This window comes from Jutongia sp. (genome assembly GCF_057878315.1).
Map to the genome: position 1 here is coordinate 15,659 of NZ_DBLXSO010000016.1, position 14,157 is coordinate 29,815.

21 protein-coding genes are annotated in these 14,157 nt (G+C 42.6%); 16 read left to right on the forward strand and 5 right to left on the reverse strand.

Going from position 1 to position 14,157, the window contains the following annotated elements; all coding sequences use genetic code 11:
* Positions 1 to 2 precede the first annotated feature (2 nt).
* The 4 genes from ACZLMD_RS05460 to ACZLMD_RS05475 all read right to left on the reverse strand — a co-directional run bounded on the left by ACZLMD_RS05460 (position 3) and on the right by ACZLMD_RS05475 (position 4,430).
* Entirely contained in the window at positions 3 to 1,487 is a 1,485-nt protein-coding gene (locus ACZLMD_RS05460; RefSeq protein WP_489495249.1) for a recombinase family protein, read from the reverse strand.
* Between the two features lie 187 nt (positions 1,488 to 1,674).
* Positions 1,675 to 2,739 carry an Abi family protein gene (locus tag ACZLMD_RS05465; RefSeq protein WP_178413775.1) on the reverse strand — a complete coding sequence of 355 codons (1,065 nt, stop codon included), beginning with the start codon at positions 2,737 to 2,739 and terminating at the stop codon, positions 1,675 to 1,677.
* A gap of 301 nt (positions 2,740 to 3,040) precedes the next feature.
* Entirely contained in the window at positions 3,041 to 3,778 is a 738-nt protein-coding gene (locus tag ACZLMD_RS05470) for an SHOCT domain-containing protein (RefSeq protein ID WP_489495250.1), read from the reverse strand.
* 256 nt (positions 3,779 to 4,034) lie between these two features.
* Positions 4,035 to 4,430 carry a helix-turn-helix transcriptional regulator gene (locus ACZLMD_RS05475; protein ID WP_489495251.1) on the reverse strand — a complete coding sequence of 132 codons (396 nt, stop codon included), beginning with the start codon at positions 4,428 to 4,430 and terminating at the stop codon, positions 4,035 to 4,037.
* 142 nt (positions 4,431 to 4,572) lie between these two features.
* Here ACZLMD_RS05475 and ACZLMD_RS05480 point away from each other — a divergent pair, with 142 nt between their 5' ends.
* Both ACZLMD_RS05480 and ACZLMD_RS05485 read left to right on the forward strand, forming a co-directional pair.
* Positions 4,573 to 4,782 carry a helix-turn-helix transcriptional regulator gene (locus ACZLMD_RS05480; protein ID WP_489495252.1) on the forward strand — a complete coding sequence of 70 codons (210 nt, stop codon included), beginning with the start codon at positions 4,573 to 4,575 and terminating at the stop codon, positions 4,780 to 4,782.
* 39 nt (positions 4,783 to 4,821) lie between these two features.
* Entirely contained in the window at positions 4,822 to 5,172 is a 351-nt protein-coding gene (locus ACZLMD_RS05485) for a hypothetical protein (protein WP_489495253.1), read from the forward strand.
* A gap of 185 nt (positions 5,173 to 5,357) precedes the next feature.
* Here the strand turns inward: ACZLMD_RS05485 and ACZLMD_RS05490 are convergent, their stop codons facing one another.
* Positions 5,358 to 5,966 carry a hypothetical protein gene (locus ACZLMD_RS05490; protein ID WP_489495254.1) on the reverse strand — a complete coding sequence of 203 codons (609 nt, stop codon included), beginning with the start codon at positions 5,964 to 5,966 and terminating at the stop codon, positions 5,358 to 5,360.
* Positions 5,967 to 6,117: 151 nt separating this feature from the next.
* On the opposite strand from ACZLMD_RS05490, the gene ACZLMD_RS05495 reads away from it, so the two are divergent.
* The 14 genes from ACZLMD_RS05495 to ACZLMD_RS05560 all read left to right on the forward strand — a co-directional run bounded on the left by ACZLMD_RS05495 (position 6,118) and on the right by ACZLMD_RS05560 (position 14,155).
* The gene (locus tag ACZLMD_RS05495) at positions 6,118 to 6,315 is read left to right on the forward strand and encodes a hypothetical protein (protein ID WP_489495255.1); all 198 of its coding nucleotides are present in this window, start codon (positions 6,118 to 6,120) and stop codon (positions 6,313 to 6,315) included.
* A 144-nt stretch (positions 6,316 to 6,459) separates the two neighbouring features.
* Entirely contained in the window at positions 6,460 to 6,876 is a 417-nt protein-coding gene (locus tag ACZLMD_RS05500) for a hypothetical protein (RefSeq protein ID WP_489495256.1), read from the forward strand.
* Between the two features lie 138 nt (positions 6,877 to 7,014).
* Positions 7,015 to 7,239 (forward strand): hypothetical protein, encoded by a 225-nt coding sequence (locus tag ACZLMD_RS05505; protein ID WP_489495257.1) that lies wholly within the window; start codon positions 7,015 to 7,017, stop codon positions 7,237 to 7,239.
* The gene (locus tag ACZLMD_RS05510; protein WP_489495258.1) at positions 7,226 to 7,564 is read left to right on the forward strand and encodes a hypothetical protein; all 339 of its coding nucleotides are present in this window, start codon (positions 7,226 to 7,228) and stop codon (positions 7,562 to 7,564) included. Before ACZLMD_RS05505 ends, ACZLMD_RS05510 begins: the two co-directional genes overlap by 14 nt.
* A 119-nt stretch (positions 7,565 to 7,683) precedes the next feature.
* Positions 7,684 to 9,144: a rolling circle replication-associated protein gene (locus ACZLMD_RS05515; protein WP_489495259.1), complete on the forward strand. Its 1,461-nt coding sequence runs from the start codon at positions 7,684 to 7,686 to the stop codon at positions 9,142 to 9,144.
* Between the two features lie 26 nt (positions 9,145 to 9,170).
* Complete coding sequence (locus tag ACZLMD_RS05520) at positions 9,171 to 10,592, forward strand: ParB/RepB/Spo0J family partition protein (protein ID WP_489495260.1); 1,422 nt, start codon at positions 9,171 to 9,173, stop codon at positions 10,590 to 10,592.
* Positions 10,585 to 10,950, forward strand: a complete 366-nt coding sequence (locus ACZLMD_RS05525) for an HNH endonuclease (RefSeq protein ID WP_178413784.1) — start codon at positions 10,585 to 10,587, stop codon at positions 10,948 to 10,950. The genes ACZLMD_RS05520 and ACZLMD_RS05525 overlap by 8 nt, the downstream gene beginning before the upstream one ends.
* Positions 10,951 to 10,972: 22 nt before the next feature.
* Positions 10,973 to 11,140 carry a hypothetical protein gene (locus ACZLMD_RS05530; RefSeq protein ID WP_489495261.1) on the forward strand — a complete coding sequence of 56 codons (168 nt, stop codon included), beginning with the start codon at positions 10,973 to 10,975 and terminating at the stop codon, positions 11,138 to 11,140.
* A 4-nt stretch (positions 11,141 to 11,144) separates the two neighbouring features.
* On the forward strand, positions 11,145 to 11,525 hold the full coding sequence (locus tag ACZLMD_RS05535) for a hypothetical protein (protein ID WP_118560363.1): 381 nt from the start codon (positions 11,145 to 11,147) through the stop codon (positions 11,523 to 11,525).
* Positions 11,526 to 11,557: 32 nt separating this feature from the next.
* Entirely contained in the window at positions 11,558 to 12,430 is an 873-nt protein-coding gene (locus tag ACZLMD_RS05540) for a prohibitin family protein (RefSeq protein WP_489495262.1), read from the forward strand.
* Positions 12,431 to 12,518: 88 nt separating this feature from the next.
* A complete protein-coding gene (locus ACZLMD_RS05545) occupies positions 12,519 to 12,860 on the forward strand; it encodes a hypothetical protein (protein ID WP_489495263.1) in 342 nt (113 codons plus the stop codon).
* A complete protein-coding gene (locus ACZLMD_RS05550) occupies positions 12,805 to 13,155 on the forward strand; it encodes a hypothetical protein (protein WP_147403684.1) in 351 nt (116 codons plus the stop codon). The genes ACZLMD_RS05545 and ACZLMD_RS05550 overlap by 56 nt, the downstream gene beginning before the upstream one ends.
* A 311-nt stretch (positions 13,156 to 13,466) precedes the next feature.
* Entirely contained in the window at positions 13,467 to 13,706 is a 240-nt protein-coding gene (locus ACZLMD_RS05555) for a hypothetical protein (protein ID WP_489495264.1), read from the forward strand.
* A complete protein-coding gene (locus ACZLMD_RS05560) occupies positions 13,703 to 14,155 on the forward strand; it encodes a single-stranded DNA-binding protein (protein ID WP_489495265.1) in 453 nt (150 codons plus the stop codon). The genes ACZLMD_RS05555 and ACZLMD_RS05560 overlap by 4 nt, the downstream gene beginning before the upstream one ends.
* Positions 14,156 to 14,157 lie beyond the last annotated feature (2 nt).

The window sequence follows — 14,157 nt, forward strand, 5'->3', positions numbered from 1 at the left end:
GTCTATTTTGAAATCTTTTCGATGGAAGTATTCAGGAAGCAGTCAAGCGTTCCGGCTTCCTTGTCATATACGAAATGATCAAACACTTTTCTTAATGAATTTCCCTTTACAATATAATCCTGATCCGGATCCTGCAGGACGGTCAGAAGATGATTCATATCAATCTGCTGATATCTTTCCTTGATGGGAGTTACTTTATGGGTATCGGCAAGCTGCTGTTCCAGTTCATCCCGTTTTTTCTGCAGGAGAGCTTTATTCTCCCGGTACTCCTCCAGTGAATCAATGCCGGAGATATAGGCATCCTTGATCCGGCGTTCCTTTTCGGACAGTTTGGAAAGCTCTCCGGTAAGGTATATGGTATCGTCTGCCTGCGGAGTATCCGAAAAGTGATACATCAGGTCAAAGGACTGTCCAAAATGGATAATAGCCTCCATCACCATCTGCTCCAGAGCGGCAGCAGAGATATACGAGTTGTGATCACACATTCCTTTGATGTGCTTCCAACACTGGAAGAATGGTGCAGCGTGTTTCTTCTGGCCGCCCTTGTTGTATCCCAGGGAAGCACCACAGGAGGAACAAAGAACCATACTGGAAAGCCAGTGCTTCGTAGCCACGACGCTTCGCTTTCGGCCGAAGCTGCTTGTGGTGCGTGCCTTTGCAAGAAGGCGTCCGGCAGCAGCAAAGGTATCTGCAGATATAATGGGTTCGTGCTGGCCATCGGACAGGATCACGTCTCCTGTATCCTTGCGCCGGTTCTGGTTCCGGTCGTAGAAGTTCCATCGGATCTTGCCGATATAAAACGGATTCTCCAAAATATAGGTAACGGTCCGGGTTTCCCATCGACCGCCCCGGTTGGTGGTGATCCCCTGCCGGTTTAATGTGCTTGCGATATCGTTCCGGCTCATATGCTGCTGGGTAAACATCCGGAAGATACGGCGGACCAGCTCCGCCCGTTCCGGATCGACCTGTGGTATCTCGCCACGTTTCTTGGTATATCCGATAGGAGGATTGGAGTTATAGCCGCCATTTAGAGCATTCTGCGTCATTCCGCGCATGACCTCCCCAGAAAGATTCACCAGGTAGAACTCGTCGGACCACTCGATCACCATCTCGATCAGCCGGCCATACATTCCTTCAATAATCGGTTCGGAAATGCTAATTACGTCTACATTACATTTCTTCCGGAGGATGGACTTGTAATAGGTGGCCTCATCCTGATTGCGGGCGAACCGGGAAAATTTCCAGAGCAAAACGGCATCGTAGGGGTGGCTTTTGTCTTTGCACGCAGCAATCATCTCTTGGAATGCCGGCCGCTTCTCAGAGGACTTGCCGGAGATGCCGTGCTCCTCCATATAGACATGGGTGAGAAGCATATCATGAGCCTGTGCGTATTCCTTGATCAGGCGAAGCTGACTGTCTGGGGAAAGCTCCTCCTGCTTGCCGGTAGAGACTCGAATATAGGCGCATACTTCTTTTAATTGTTTCATACGATCACATCCTTATCCTATGTTTATCTAAAAATGGGTACAAAAAGAACACCTGTTGCGTTGAATCGGGTGTTCTGATGTGATACAATATGCTTGTTTGGGGCATTCTGTATGTATTGCGTATCACATCAGAGTGTTTTTATCAGCAGTCCGGATTGCCGTCCGGGCTGTTGACTTTATTCTATGATTAACAACATTTTTTGCAAGGCGAATATCCTTGTTCTTCGGCTTCTTGCAGTTCTAATATTTGGCTGTTTATCATTCCGCTACAATGACGATTGCGATGATATTTTTTGTTGTTTTTATGAGGACATATGTAAACGGTATCCTGTAATGTGATGTTTAGATTTAATGTATTTCCTATAAAATCAACATCTTGAGGGTAGTCTTTTAAATGCCTGTTTAGTTCACGGTCAAGAGAATTTCGCAAACGCCCAAAAGGTGAATGGTAACGGAGTAAATTTAATAAAAACAATAATAATCCAATACCGTTTTCTTCTGCGGTGACCGGATTGCCAAAAATCTCAGTAAATCTCAATCGACTTCTTGATGTGTAATTATATATTCTTCCGCCATGAGCCGCTTTGTTTCGATAATCTACACAGATAAATAAAGTATCCATCATTAATTTTTTTATATTTTCATCAGCCAGATTTAAAAGCTTATAATTATAAATCCTATGTGCTAATGCGGTTTGTTCGGCAGGCTTTAATAAGGAAATATAATTAATTATCGTAGTAAAGTATACGTTTTTAAAAAGAATCCAAGGGGGAACTATTCCGTATTTACAACGATAATGACGTATAGGATCTTTATCAGACTGAATGGTATCATTTAGAGTTTTCAAAATACCAGGTAAAGAAAAACGGTATTTGCTCCTTTTTTTGTCACGATAATTCCTAAAATTCAAATAGTCTTTGGGATCTGTTCCGAAAGCATGAGCAACAACATCGGCAACATTTTCTTTAATGTATTCTTCTAAATCGAGCATAGCAGCCATAACGGAATTGCGAAGCCCTTTATCTAAAAGATATAAAGAGCAGATCTGTTCAAAGGTAACATTTGGTTTATAGATTTTTTTATCGTTTTGCAGAAAAACATAGGGCTCTCTATAGCTTTTGATTAAATTGGAATAGCCGTATAAAAGAAGACTCGTTTTGGCAGCGTGTTCATCGGCAATGATTAAGTGCTGAGATTTGAGCTTTTCAATTTGTTCTTCTGTCGATGTGTATAAAATTGTTTCTTTATCCATAGTACATTCTCCTTGATAAATAAAAAAAGCCTTGTTTAAACAAGGCTCTTTTTATGACCGGACACCAGTCATTCACTAATTAGTGATATTATAGCATATGCAGAAACCCTGTCAAGTATTCTTTATAAAAAATATAAAAATTATAAAATTTATAAAAATTATAAAATATATAAATGTGAATAGATCACTGTATGTAACCATCGGCACCAGCTCCCTCCTAAGTAAAAGTCCGGCAGCTGACGTAGCACCCTTTGGCTCCCTGGGTAAGGTTATTATATTTAATACAGATGGGTCAATAAAACTAATTATTGAGTAGCTGTTTTTTCTTTTCATCAAATTCTTCTTGAGTAATTGCGCCCATGTCCAATAATTCTTTCAGCGCTTTGATTCCCTTTAACGCATCAGTGGTGTCTTTCGAGACAGATTGGATAGTCTGTTTTTGTTCAGGAAAGAAACGGAATCCTTGTATATAACTGTCGATAATTGTATTACATGCGATGACAATGCTGATATATTCTCCGGTATTGTTGTTTTTTAATTTAATGGTAGCAGGCGTAAATTGTTCCACATTTTGCTGAGTTGAAGTTGACATAGTTGTTGACTGGTATTTTTGCTTTTTCTTACCACCGGAACCTATTGCTGTGCCAACTATAGCACCTCCGATTCCGCCAACGGCACCTCCCATTGCAGCACCGGTAGCCATGGCGCCTCGGTTTCCACTAGATTGCGCCATTCCGTTGGTATTTGCAATAGAATTTGTTGTTTTTTGAAAACGTGGACCATTCCAAATGTATTCAAGCAAAGTGAAACTATCATCTATGTTCTGATTGAAATAAATAGTACCGTCTGATCGCTGATACATATTTGATACTAAGGGAGAATGTACTAAAGCGGCACCGGCAGTAATTCGAAATCCCACTTTTACCTGCATTCTTTGTTCTGCGATAATCTGTTTCTGAGTTTGCGCTTTTTCAATCTCGTTTTTTGCCATCTCGACGGTTTTATCAGCTGCCGATTTGATGAGTCCTTTAAAATCCATGATATACCTCCCATATAAGTTGTTTAGTGTTTGTTGTGCAATTCTTTCGCTTCTACAGTATTGTGAGTAAAAAAATCATCTTTTTGAATATGTCGCATTTCATGCAGATATGCCTGCATACGCTGTTCGTAGGAAAGACGTGCATTCAAAAAGATGCTAAAACTCCCATCTTCATTAATAGTTACGGTTGCCGGAATTGAATTTCCGAAGTCTAAAACTTGTACATTTACATCATCCAGAAGCCTCACCCCCTATATTATTGTCCCTTTTCTTTACGCTTCAAAGCCATTAACATACTATGGACTGTTTGCAGATCTTCAGGATCAGCATCTCTGGCTGCATCGAAAAGAAGGGAAAGTTCTTTGTTGTCGTAAATCTCCTGTGCAATTTTGCTGGTTTCCGGATTGAGATAATAATCCGGAGTATGTGTATTATCTGTTTCATCTATCAAATCAGATTTTTTGATATTAAAATAGTCAGCTAGTAATTGAACTTTTCCCATACGCGGTAGCGCAATACCCTTACACCAGGTATTAAATGTCTGCGGGGAAACATTTATTGCTTCAGCAACTTCTTTTTGTGTTTTGTCGTGCTCTTGCAGCAATGTTGTAAGATTGTTTGAAAAAATCATTTTTTGCTGTTCATCAGTCATAGTATCACCCCGCTTTCTTTAAAATGATAATACAATAAAATTTGAACAAAATCAACCAAAAGTCAAAAAAAGTTTGATTATGGTATTGACATCAAATTTAATTTGATTTATATTTATAACCAAGACAAGGAGGTGAAGAACGTTGGAGAAGCTACAAATTAGTTTAGCGGCGGCTCGAGTCAATGCAAAAATGACACAATATGACGTAGCTAAGGCGTTATCTGTAAGTAAACAGACAATTAATAACTGGGAAAATGGAAAGACAGAGCCTAAAATGCAGCAGAGTAGACAGTTAAGTGAGCTCTATAAGATTCCCCTAGACAATATTTTTTTGCCTAGGAAATCAAATTAAATTTGATATAAATTTTAAAGATTAAGAGGTGAAACAAAAATGAATGAACATGAAAAGCTTTTAGAAATGTCAAAACCATTAATTGATTATTTGAAAGAGAACTACCACCCACATACAGCAATTGTAGTTACCGAGGAGCGGGTGATGGTTGTTGAAACCAGCGTTTCGGTGCCGAGTGTTGATCCAGTATCGGAATCAGATCAGGAAACAAAGACGGATGGTAAAAATCCAATGAAGCTTTCTGTAGAAGAAAACGATGGAGGGTACAAAATCAAACTTGATGATAAGGAGCTTCGATATGTAGAAAATTACAATATTGATGTGAATTCAAGATTAGAACCAGGGAAAGCAAAACTTACGTTGGAAATGTTGGTTCAGAATCTGGATTAGAAAGGTAATGAGAGGAGGGGTAGAAGAGATGGAAGCCACAATAATGAAAATGTTGTCAGTCACTGCATTATGTGCATGCCTTAAGGGAGCAATGCCAGATCACAATCGAAATGTGGAGTTTATTTATATCGTGGTCATGCTGATGATATTGATCAATTATGTCAGATCGCTCATATCCTTTTAGGTCAGTGATCAGCAAGATATGAAACGAGGAAAATAAACATCAGCAAAGTTGTTAGTATCGAAAAAAGAGGATTAAATATCCAACAAACTAACGAACAAGCAATTAAGGGAGGAAGATTTAGAGTAAATAATCCGGCAATCATACGAAATTTTGATGAATACTGGCGATAGTTCAGACGATAAGCAGTGCTACGCAAAGGAATATGAGCTCGCTTGCAGAGTTTATCGTAGTCGTTAGATATATAGTTGCAAATGAGAGTCCAGTCGTCGATATCATAATCATTTATCTTACAGGAAAGCTTTTTGTTGTCAATAATTCGATGCATATGTTGTCGGAGAGATGGATAGAGCAGGAGCGAGTGATCTTTTTCTATCTGGAGAAATGTTTCGATGAAGGGAGTTATATCTTGGAAAGAAACCTTTTTGTATAAAAAGGGTTCAACGCTAAGAAAAAGAGGATGATAGGCCAGTTCTAGTCGTTCTTTGGCAATTGGTGTTTGGCTTGAAAAATACTGATATGTCAGGGTGATAAAGCAAATAAAAAGTGATAAGGCGGGGCTGATTACAGAATTGAGTAAAGTTTCTAATTGCTGGAATGTTGGTAAAGACATTGTTATCTCCTTGTATTATATATTCTTTGAAATAGTAATTATAGGACAAATAAGATGAAAACGCAAGAGATGTAATGGATTAGTTGAAGGGGAGGGATCAACACCCGAACAACCCCATCAACATAGGATAAAGGGAAGGAGTGTGATAAATATGGCAAAAAAAGCAAAACCAGAGGTAAAGAACCGTTTTTTCATCCCACGGGATGGTAAATATGTCAACGTGGAAGATTTACCTCAGGAGGAACAGGACCTTATCCGGAAGAATTTCTCGGAACAGTTGGCAGACGCAATGATGGAGGGGCTTGGATATACCAGAGTCACACCATCAGGTAAAAAGACAACAGCATAAAGGCGAGCGGCAGGCATAGCAGGGGGCGTATCAGAATCCTTCTCCTATAGTAATAATTGCAGATTACCCCAAACATTTCGTTCTACAAACGACACGATGCGCCCTCCGCTGTGCCTGCCGGACAAGCAGGAAAGGAAAGAACATATGAAAGAGACATGTATGGCAGTGATCACAAAAGCCGTCATTGAATTTGATGATTATGGTCGCTTGCAGTTTGAATTGTGGCTGCAGGGATGGAGAGAAAACCAACACTTTACAAAAATAATCTCTGGCTATCCGCTCGGAAGAGGACATGTTGGAGCGACGATCTTTGAAGGAGATGCCAGAGGAGTGGTAGCTCTTATGCGGATCATGGATGTGGTTGGAGTATCAAGCTGGGATTGGCTGGAGAACAAAGCTGTACGCATCTTAGAGGATGAGATGAACGGCGGGATTCATACAATCGGAAATGCGACCGAAGATAAATGGCTGGATCTGTACGAGATTTATTTTCCTCATGAATTGAAGAGAAGAGCAGACTTTCAGTTTGGTGAAGCAGATCCGGAGACAAGAGAAATATAAGATATGACGCCGGGTGCAACAGAGGATATATCCAAACCTCCCTATAGTTTAACAACAATTTACAACAAAAAGACCAAGTTTGATGCCATAAACAAAAATGGATATATCCTTTGTTGTGCCCGGCGAGGAAAGGAAAATATGATGAATTTATTAAGAAATAAAGAAGCAAAGAGACAGACAAAGAAAGTAAAGATCGACACTGAGTATTACAGCACTCTTCAGTGCAAGGAATACCTGCTTGAGGCAGTCGCAAAGGTAGTGGTGGATGAGAGTGACGATGCATCTAAGGTTGCAAGGATCGCAGCTATTCTGCAAATCCAGATTCCGCCTGAATTTGAGGAGGGATATATTGGAGGATTTTAGACTCTTTTACGCCGCCGGTACCAAACCGGCAGAGCAGGCGGACAAGCTTTCGCCGGAATGGCAGCAGAGAGTAGATCAGGAGGACGTCCCTTCGGTGCGTCCATATATACCGGCAGAGCTGGAATATATCGGCACGGTGGATAGAGGACAGATCTGTTTTGATTATTATGCATTGCCGGATGGACAGCTCCGGCAGGAGTACCGCCGACCGAAACAGGATATCATCCTGTCGTATCGGGACGAGGAGAGCCTGCAGCACATTCGGCAGAGGGCAAGAAAAAAGAGAGCAGCTATAGCAGAGCCGCCCTCGGAAAATGTCGTATGACATATCAACAAACTCATCATACGGCATAAGTGGCAAAAAGTCAAGGAAAGCCAAGGGTTATAAGCCCTTTGGCGTCCTTGTAATTAGTATTACTAAATGAAGCACAGAGGATTTGCCGTATGAAGAACACACACACATATCATCAATATGACTTCGAGGATGTGTACGGGAAAGAATGGAAAATAAGTCCACTGCCGGTCAGCAGAGACGGGCAGTTAAATATAGAGGATTGTTATGACAGCTCCGTACTGGGAGAAGAGACGGCAGCAGAGAGGGTGGATAGACGCATGAAGGCGTTGGCATCCTGCCGGATCATGCTGCAGAGGATCATATCCGGAGACTATGTGGAGAGCAATATCTATCCGGTCTACCTAAACCGGAAGGATGTACCCAGAGCGGGGAAGTACCGAACCAGCCGGGAGACACAGAAGCGTCTCAATCAGAAGAACCGCCAGAAAAAATATATCCGGATCATCAACACAAATTTCCGGGTCGGTGATCTGATCGTCACGCTGACATATAAGGATGGAGAGTATCCGTCTCTGGACCGTGCCCGGAAAGATATCAAGAATTATTTAGCAGCCATCGGTCGTTATCGAAGAAAGCAGGGGATGACGCCGTTGAAATATATATATGTGATCGAGTATGTGGATGGACCCACCAACAAGGTGCGGATCCACCACCATCTGATCATGTCAGCCATGGACAGGGACGTGGCAGAAAGCAAATGGACAAAAGGCAGAGTTGAGAGTAAGTATGCCGATCCAGACGATGACTTTGGGCTGGAGGGCTTTGCACGCTACATCTGCAAGCTGGAATCGAGCGGAAGGCATCTGATCCAGCATTCCCGGAATTTAAAGAAACCGGTCATTCGGGAGAATGTGACAAAGCTTACACGCCGGAAGATGCGGGATCTGGTTCTCGCTGGCGACGATATGGGTCCGATGATGGAGAAGATCTTTCAGGGCTCCTGCCGGTATATTGATTCCAAGACTTATATATCTGACCTGACGGGAGGATTTTACATATATTCGAGATTAAAGAAAAAAGAGGTGAAAACCATGGAGACAAAAACGGCGTCCGATAAAGCAAATGCTAAAACGGACAATTTAAAACAAGTAAAAATATACATAGATATGCAATGGAAGGGGTCTCTGAAAAAAGGAAATGCTGTATATTCGATTGTTTTGGAGACATTGTTTAAGGGACGGACCTACACCGCCGTGCATCACGGCGAGGTGATGAACACCACCCAGAACCGTGCGATCCTGCATATTTCCAGAATCGCCCTGTCCCATCTGAGGGGAAATTATAATCTGGAGATTCATGCGGCGAGCGGGTATCTCGCCGGGGGATTTAACCTCTGCCGGTTCCAGTCGGCAGCATCGCGGGAGTATCAGGCGACGAAGAACGCTGACCTGATCGACAAGCTTCTCAAAGCGGCAGCAGGTCATGCCATTCGCATAGTACCGGAACAACATCATTGTTATACGGACTGGATGCGTAAGGAGAGGGAAAAAGGGCAGCAGGGCGAACAAAACTCGCAGGAGTGGGAAAAGACGATTGATGACAAGAGATAGCCGAAGACGGCGGAAAGGATAGAAAGATGGAGAATATAAGAATATCAGTGCTGCAGATGCCGGTACACCAACTGGTGCATCATCCGGACAACCCAAGAAAGGAGTTCGGGGATCTGTCAGAGCTTACAGAGAGTATCCGTAAGAAAGGCATTATGCAGAATCTGACGATCATCCCGGTGGAGTGCAGAGATCTTCCGGTGGAGCAGCAGCCGAGCATAAATGAGATCGACATGAACGGGAAATTCCTCGTACTGATCGGCAATCGCCGGATGGAGGCAGCCAAACAGGCAGGTGTTGAAAAACTTCCGTGCAGGATCGTCACAGGCATGTCAAAAAAGGATCAAATTGCCGTTATGCTGGAGGAGAATATGCAGAGGAACGATCTGAGCATTTCTGAGCAGGCGAACAGTTTTCAGATGATGTTAGATCTGGGAGATACCGTAGACGGTATCCAGGAAAAGACCGGCTTCAGTAAAAGCACCATCTACCACCGGCTGAATATCGCAAAACTGGACCCGGAAACGGTGGAGGAGAAAGTGAAAGACGAGAGCTTTCAGCTGAGTTTCGGAGATATGTACGCTCTGGAGAAGATTGAGAGTGCGGAGAAGAGGAGCGAGGTGCTGAAGAATGCCACGGATAGTCAAAATCTCCGCTACCTGATCGAAAATGCCGTGCAGGAAATTGAAAAAGAACGCAGATTAAATCTGTTTATCGAGACGGTGAAAAAACTCGGCATTCCCAAAGCACCCAAGGGAACCAGAACATGGTCATATGGTTGGAACACGGTGAAAAGTGTTTCATTGTCCCATATGGAAAAAGAATTTGACCAAAAGATCAAGGATATTGAAAACCAGCCGGATATCGAATCGCTTTTCTGGCTGGAGGAATATGACTGGGTATATATCTTGGAAAAGAGGAAGCAGGAGGAAGAGAAGAGAGAGCCGTCTCCGGAGGAACTGGAAAGAAAAAAGAGAAATGAAAATACAACGGAACTGAAAGCGCAGTGTAGTCATATTGTAGAGCGGATGAAGGAAGTGGTAAACACACTTGTAACAGATCAGATTGGAAACTCTGCCGACAAGGAAAAACACACAGAAGCTTTGTGGAAGATTATGGTGAAATGCGAAGCAGCACCAAGCTATGAAACTCTGTGGGATTTCTTTGATTGGGATGAACCGGAAGAGGATGATGAGGAAGAGTACGAAAGAATTGTAGAAGAAGAAACAGCCTCATTATCGATAACGGACCAGATGTTTATCTTTGCATGGGATGCAATAAAGTACAAGTCTTCTGCATATTATGATGGCAGCTACGACAAGAAAGACGGAAAAGCACTGATGGAGATGGCAGATATTTTGAAAGAATATGGTCTCATACTCTCCGAAACCGAACAAAGTGTTCTCGATGGCAGCAGTCCATTGTACACGAAGGAGGAAGACGATGCGTAGATGTGAGATCCCCGGCTGCATCCATGAGGGATGTCACAGTCACCATATTGTGTTCCGCTCCCAGGGCGGACCGGACATTACAATGAACCTGATACGGCTTTGCCCGTATCATCATAACATGTCTCCGGAAGGGGTACATATGAATCCTGCGCTGGACAAGCGCTTGAAGTGTGTGTTGCAGCAGGAATACGAAGTGTTATTTCCGGAAAACGAGCAGTCAGTGGAACTGGTAGCTGACCGGATCGGAATGAGCCGGAAGAAAGCAGAGAAGTATTTTTCAAAGGTTCAAAAGAATCCGGACGGCACCATGAACAGAGAAGATATTATCCGCCGGCTGATGGGCGGAAGACTTTATTGAAATTATCGAAAGGAGAAAGACAATGGCAAAAATCAAGATGTGCTGTATCCATTATGATGGTATGAGCAACAAGCCAATCCAGAGCCGGTGCAGAGCGTTGAAGAAGCTTTATTGCAGCTGCGAGGAAAAATGCAGCTTTTACAAGAGCCGGTCAGAATACAACATGGACGGCAGCAGGAAGAAAAGGTGATCACATGAGCAGAAAATTAACAGACTGCAAGTGGCCGGACTGCTTTCATTGTGATCGCCCGGACTGCGAATACAACGGAACGATCAAAGAGGATGGTAAGTATTTGAACAAGCTGATTTTATGGAGTAAATATCAGCACGCCTGCGAAGCAAGTGTAACGGCAAGGCAGGCGTATGAAAACCGTCATCCGGAGGTGATGGCAAACGAAATATATGCAAGAATAGTACATCCGCTGCCAAGGGCAGCAGAGAAAGGAGAACAAGATGTATTTAACACTGGGAATATTAGTCATATGCATTATGGCGATAACATGGATTCTCCTGTTACCTTTATTTCCGGCAATCGGGGAATATTACCTGATGCTGAAAAAGAGGTTAGCAGATGAAAATATAAAAGAAAAAGAAAAGGAGACAAACAATGAATAACACAAAAACTGGAGGAGTTATTGCAGGAATTATTATGGTGCTGGTGGTTGTAATGTTTGCGATTAATATTCAGGTCATTCCGGCCGGATATGTGGGCGTGCAGTACAACATTAACAAAGGCGTGGAAGAGAAGGTTCTGGGACAGGGCTGGCATATTACTGCGCCGACAGTGAAAGTAAAAACGTATACCGTAGGACTGGAGCAGTCATACCTGACGAAGGAGAAGAAAGGTGACTCCAAAAAGGACGAAAGCTTTTCGGCGAGCTCCTCAGAAGGAAAAGCTCTGCAGATTGATCTTACATATTCGTATCAGTTTAAGGCTGATAAGGTAAGCGAAGTATTTACCAGATTTAAGGGACAGAACGGTGAAGATGTTCGAGACAGGTTTATCAAGCCGAATATTGTTTCCTGGACCAAAGAGGTGATTTCACGGTATAAGGTATCGGACATTTTAGGATCTGAGAGGGCAAATGTCAATACGGCATTGACTGAATATCTGGCTGATAAGTTTGAAGAATATGGCATCACGATCAGCAACGTGTCTTTGATCGATATTACAGTAGACCAAAAGACCAGAGAAGCTATCAACGCTAAGATTACGGCGCAGCAGGAAGCAGAAACCCAGAAAATTAATAATCAGACTGCCATTGATAAGGCAAAGGCAGATGCAGAAGTACAGAAGACCGAAGCAGAAGCAAAGGCAAATGCGGAGCTGATATCGGCAGAAGCGGAGGCCAAAGCAAACAAGAAGCTCAGTAATTCCATTACGGACGAGCTGATTAAAATGAAAGAAGCGGAAGCCCGCCTCAAGCACGGATGGATTACAATTTCCGGAGCAGATAATACCATTGTGAAAGAAAAATAATTTGGCAGCAGATCAACAGGAGAATCACAGCCGGGTCCTGAAAAGGATCCGGCAAATATAAACTGCAATAACGAAATGAGAGGTAATTATGACAGATCAGGAATTAAAAGAAATAATATTGGAGATTAAAAACAGCACCATACCACTTCCAACGCAGCAGAAGATCATAAAGGAGCTGGAGGGCAGCAGATGGATTCCGACAACCTGCACCGTGGATCAAGTGATCAACGAATTGGAAGAGGAAAAAGAATATGCTTACGCAGATTTTGAAGCATATGTAAACGATGTCAGTCCCTGCTTGGATGCAGAATATGATGATCTATTCCACAGAGGACTGGAGAGAGCAATTAAGATAATAAAGGACGGTGGAAAGAATGACGCTGGATTTGGCAATACACGACCTAAAAGGAGCGTATGCAAGCGACTATAATAAGCAACTGGCTGAGTGGCTAGAAGAGCTGAAAATGCTTAGAGAATTAAAAAACGAGCATAGAAAGATTGGAAATATAGAGGGGTACAATCAAGGGTATAAAGAGGCTAACAATATTAAAAATGTACCAGTAGCATATGATGTGGATTGGGTTGTGAAACAGTTGAAAGAAAGACTATCTCTGTATCAAAGATTACAAAAATTACAAGACAGAGATTGTCTGCAATACGGCTACAAAATAGAAGCCACAAATGATGCAATCGAGATAGTAAAGGCGGGTGCGAAGAATGACTAATGCTGAAAGAATCAAACAGATGTCGGACAAAGATTTAGCAATATTTATTATGTGTCCAGCAGAGTACGATGTGGCATTTACTAAGAGTTGCGGATGCAACGGAGAAATGAATAAAAAACTGTTATCAATGCACATTGGAATGGCTACGGCAGGAAAGTGAGGGATGATATGGCAGAAAAAAGAATTGAGAAGAGTGAAAAAGAATGCGGTTAATTGATGCGGATAAGTTGGTATCGTACTTAAATGATTATGCATTACAGGAAGCACCATTCAGGGGAAGAGTGCAATTGAGATAGTAAAGGAGATTATCAATGATTAAAGCAGAAAAAGGAACAGTTATGGCAAATGGCCCAGCAGGAGAATTGCTTACAGAGTATTCAGAGATTACAAAGTGCATTTACGAGGCATTAAAAGAAAGAACAGATGAAGATTTTGCAAAAGAACAGATGGATCTAGCTCACAAAACGGGCTTTATGTCAGAAAAAGAAGCAATTATAACGCTTGCGAAATTATTGAATGAGGCGTTAATGAGAAAAGGAGGGAGATCATGAATAAAACAATCTTAATGGGTCGTTTGACCCGTGATCCGGAGATCAGATACAGCTCCGGCGATGAACCAACAGCGATTGCAAGATATACCCTTGCAGTCGACCGCAGATATAAGCGTCAGGGCGATGAGCAGACTGCGGACTTTATCAACTGTGTCGTATTCGGCAGGGGAGCAGAGTTTGCGGAGAATTATCTTCATCAGGGTACCAAGATCGTGGCAGTTGGACGGATCCAGACCGGAAGCTACACCAATAAAGACGGCCATAAGGTTTATACCACAGAGGTCATTGTTGAGGAACAGGAGTTTGCCGAGAGCAAAGCGGCAGCAGCACAGAATGAAAACAGAGGAAGCAGTACGGGAAACACACCAAGACCGGCGCCGGCGTCTGATCCGGGAGACGGCTTCATGGATATTCCGGATGCAATCGAGGAGGAGCTGCCGTTTAACTAAAG

Coding starts and splice junctions, on each gene's coding strand:
- ACZLMD_RS05460 (WP_489495249.1), bottom strand. CDS start 1,487: ATGAAACAATTAAAAGAAGTATGCGCCTATATTCGAGTCTCTACCGGC.
- ACZLMD_RS05465 (WP_178413775.1), bottom strand. CDS start 2,739: ATGGATAAAGAAACAATTTTATACACATCGACAGAAGAACAAATTGAA.
- ACZLMD_RS05470 (WP_489495250.1), bottom strand. CDS start 3,778: ATGGATTTTAAAGGACTCATCAAATCGGCAGCTGATAAAACCGTCGAG.
- ACZLMD_RS05475 (WP_489495251.1), bottom strand. CDS start 4,430: ATGACTGATGAACAGCAAAAAATGATTTTTTCAAACAATCTTACAACA.
- ACZLMD_RS05485 (WP_489495253.1), top strand. CDS start 4,822: ATGAATGAACATGAAAAGCTTTTAGAAATGTCAAAACCATTAATTGAT.
- ACZLMD_RS05490 (WP_489495254.1), bottom strand. CDS start 5,966: ATGTCTTTACCAACATTCCAGCAATTAGAAACTTTACTCAATTCTGTA.
- ACZLMD_RS05495 (WP_489495255.1), top strand. CDS start 6,118: ATGGCAAAAAAAGCAAAACCAGAGGTAAAGAACCGTTTTTTCATCCCA.
- ACZLMD_RS05500 (WP_489495256.1), top strand. CDS start 6,460: ATGAAAGAGACATGTATGGCAGTGATCACAAAAGCCGTCATTGAATTT.
- ACZLMD_RS05505 (WP_489495257.1), top strand. CDS start 7,015: ATGATGAATTTATTAAGAAATAAAGAAGCAAAGAGACAGACAAAGAAA.
- ACZLMD_RS05515 (WP_489495259.1), top strand. CDS start 7,684: ATGAAGAACACACACACATATCATCAATATGACTTCGAGGATGTGTAC.
- ACZLMD_RS05520 (WP_489495260.1), top strand. CDS start 9,171: ATGGAGAATATAAGAATATCAGTGCTGCAGATGCCGGTACACCAACTG.
- ACZLMD_RS05525 (WP_178413784.1), top strand. CDS start 10,585: ATGCGTAGATGTGAGATCCCCGGCTGCATCCATGAGGGATGTCACAGT.
- ACZLMD_RS05530 (WP_489495261.1), top strand. CDS start 10,973: ATGGCAAAAATCAAGATGTGCTGTATCCATTATGATGGTATGAGCAAC.
- ACZLMD_RS05535 (WP_118560363.1), top strand. CDS start 11,145: ATGAGCAGAAAATTAACAGACTGCAAGTGGCCGGACTGCTTTCATTGT.
- ACZLMD_RS05540 (WP_489495262.1), top strand. CDS start 11,558: ATGAATAACACAAAAACTGGAGGAGTTATTGCAGGAATTATTATGGTG.
- ACZLMD_RS05545 (WP_489495263.1), top strand. CDS start 12,519: ATGACAGATCAGGAATTAAAAGAAATAATATTGGAGATTAAAAACAGC.
- ACZLMD_RS05550 (WP_147403684.1), top strand. CDS start 12,805: ATGACGCTGGATTTGGCAATACACGACCTAAAAGGAGCGTATGCAAGC.
- ACZLMD_RS05555 (WP_489495264.1), top strand. CDS start 13,467: ATGATTAAAGCAGAAAAAGGAACAGTTATGGCAAATGGCCCAGCAGGA.
- ACZLMD_RS05560 (WP_489495265.1), top strand. CDS start 13,703: ATGAATAAAACAATCTTAATGGGTCGTTTGACCCGTGATCCGGAGATC.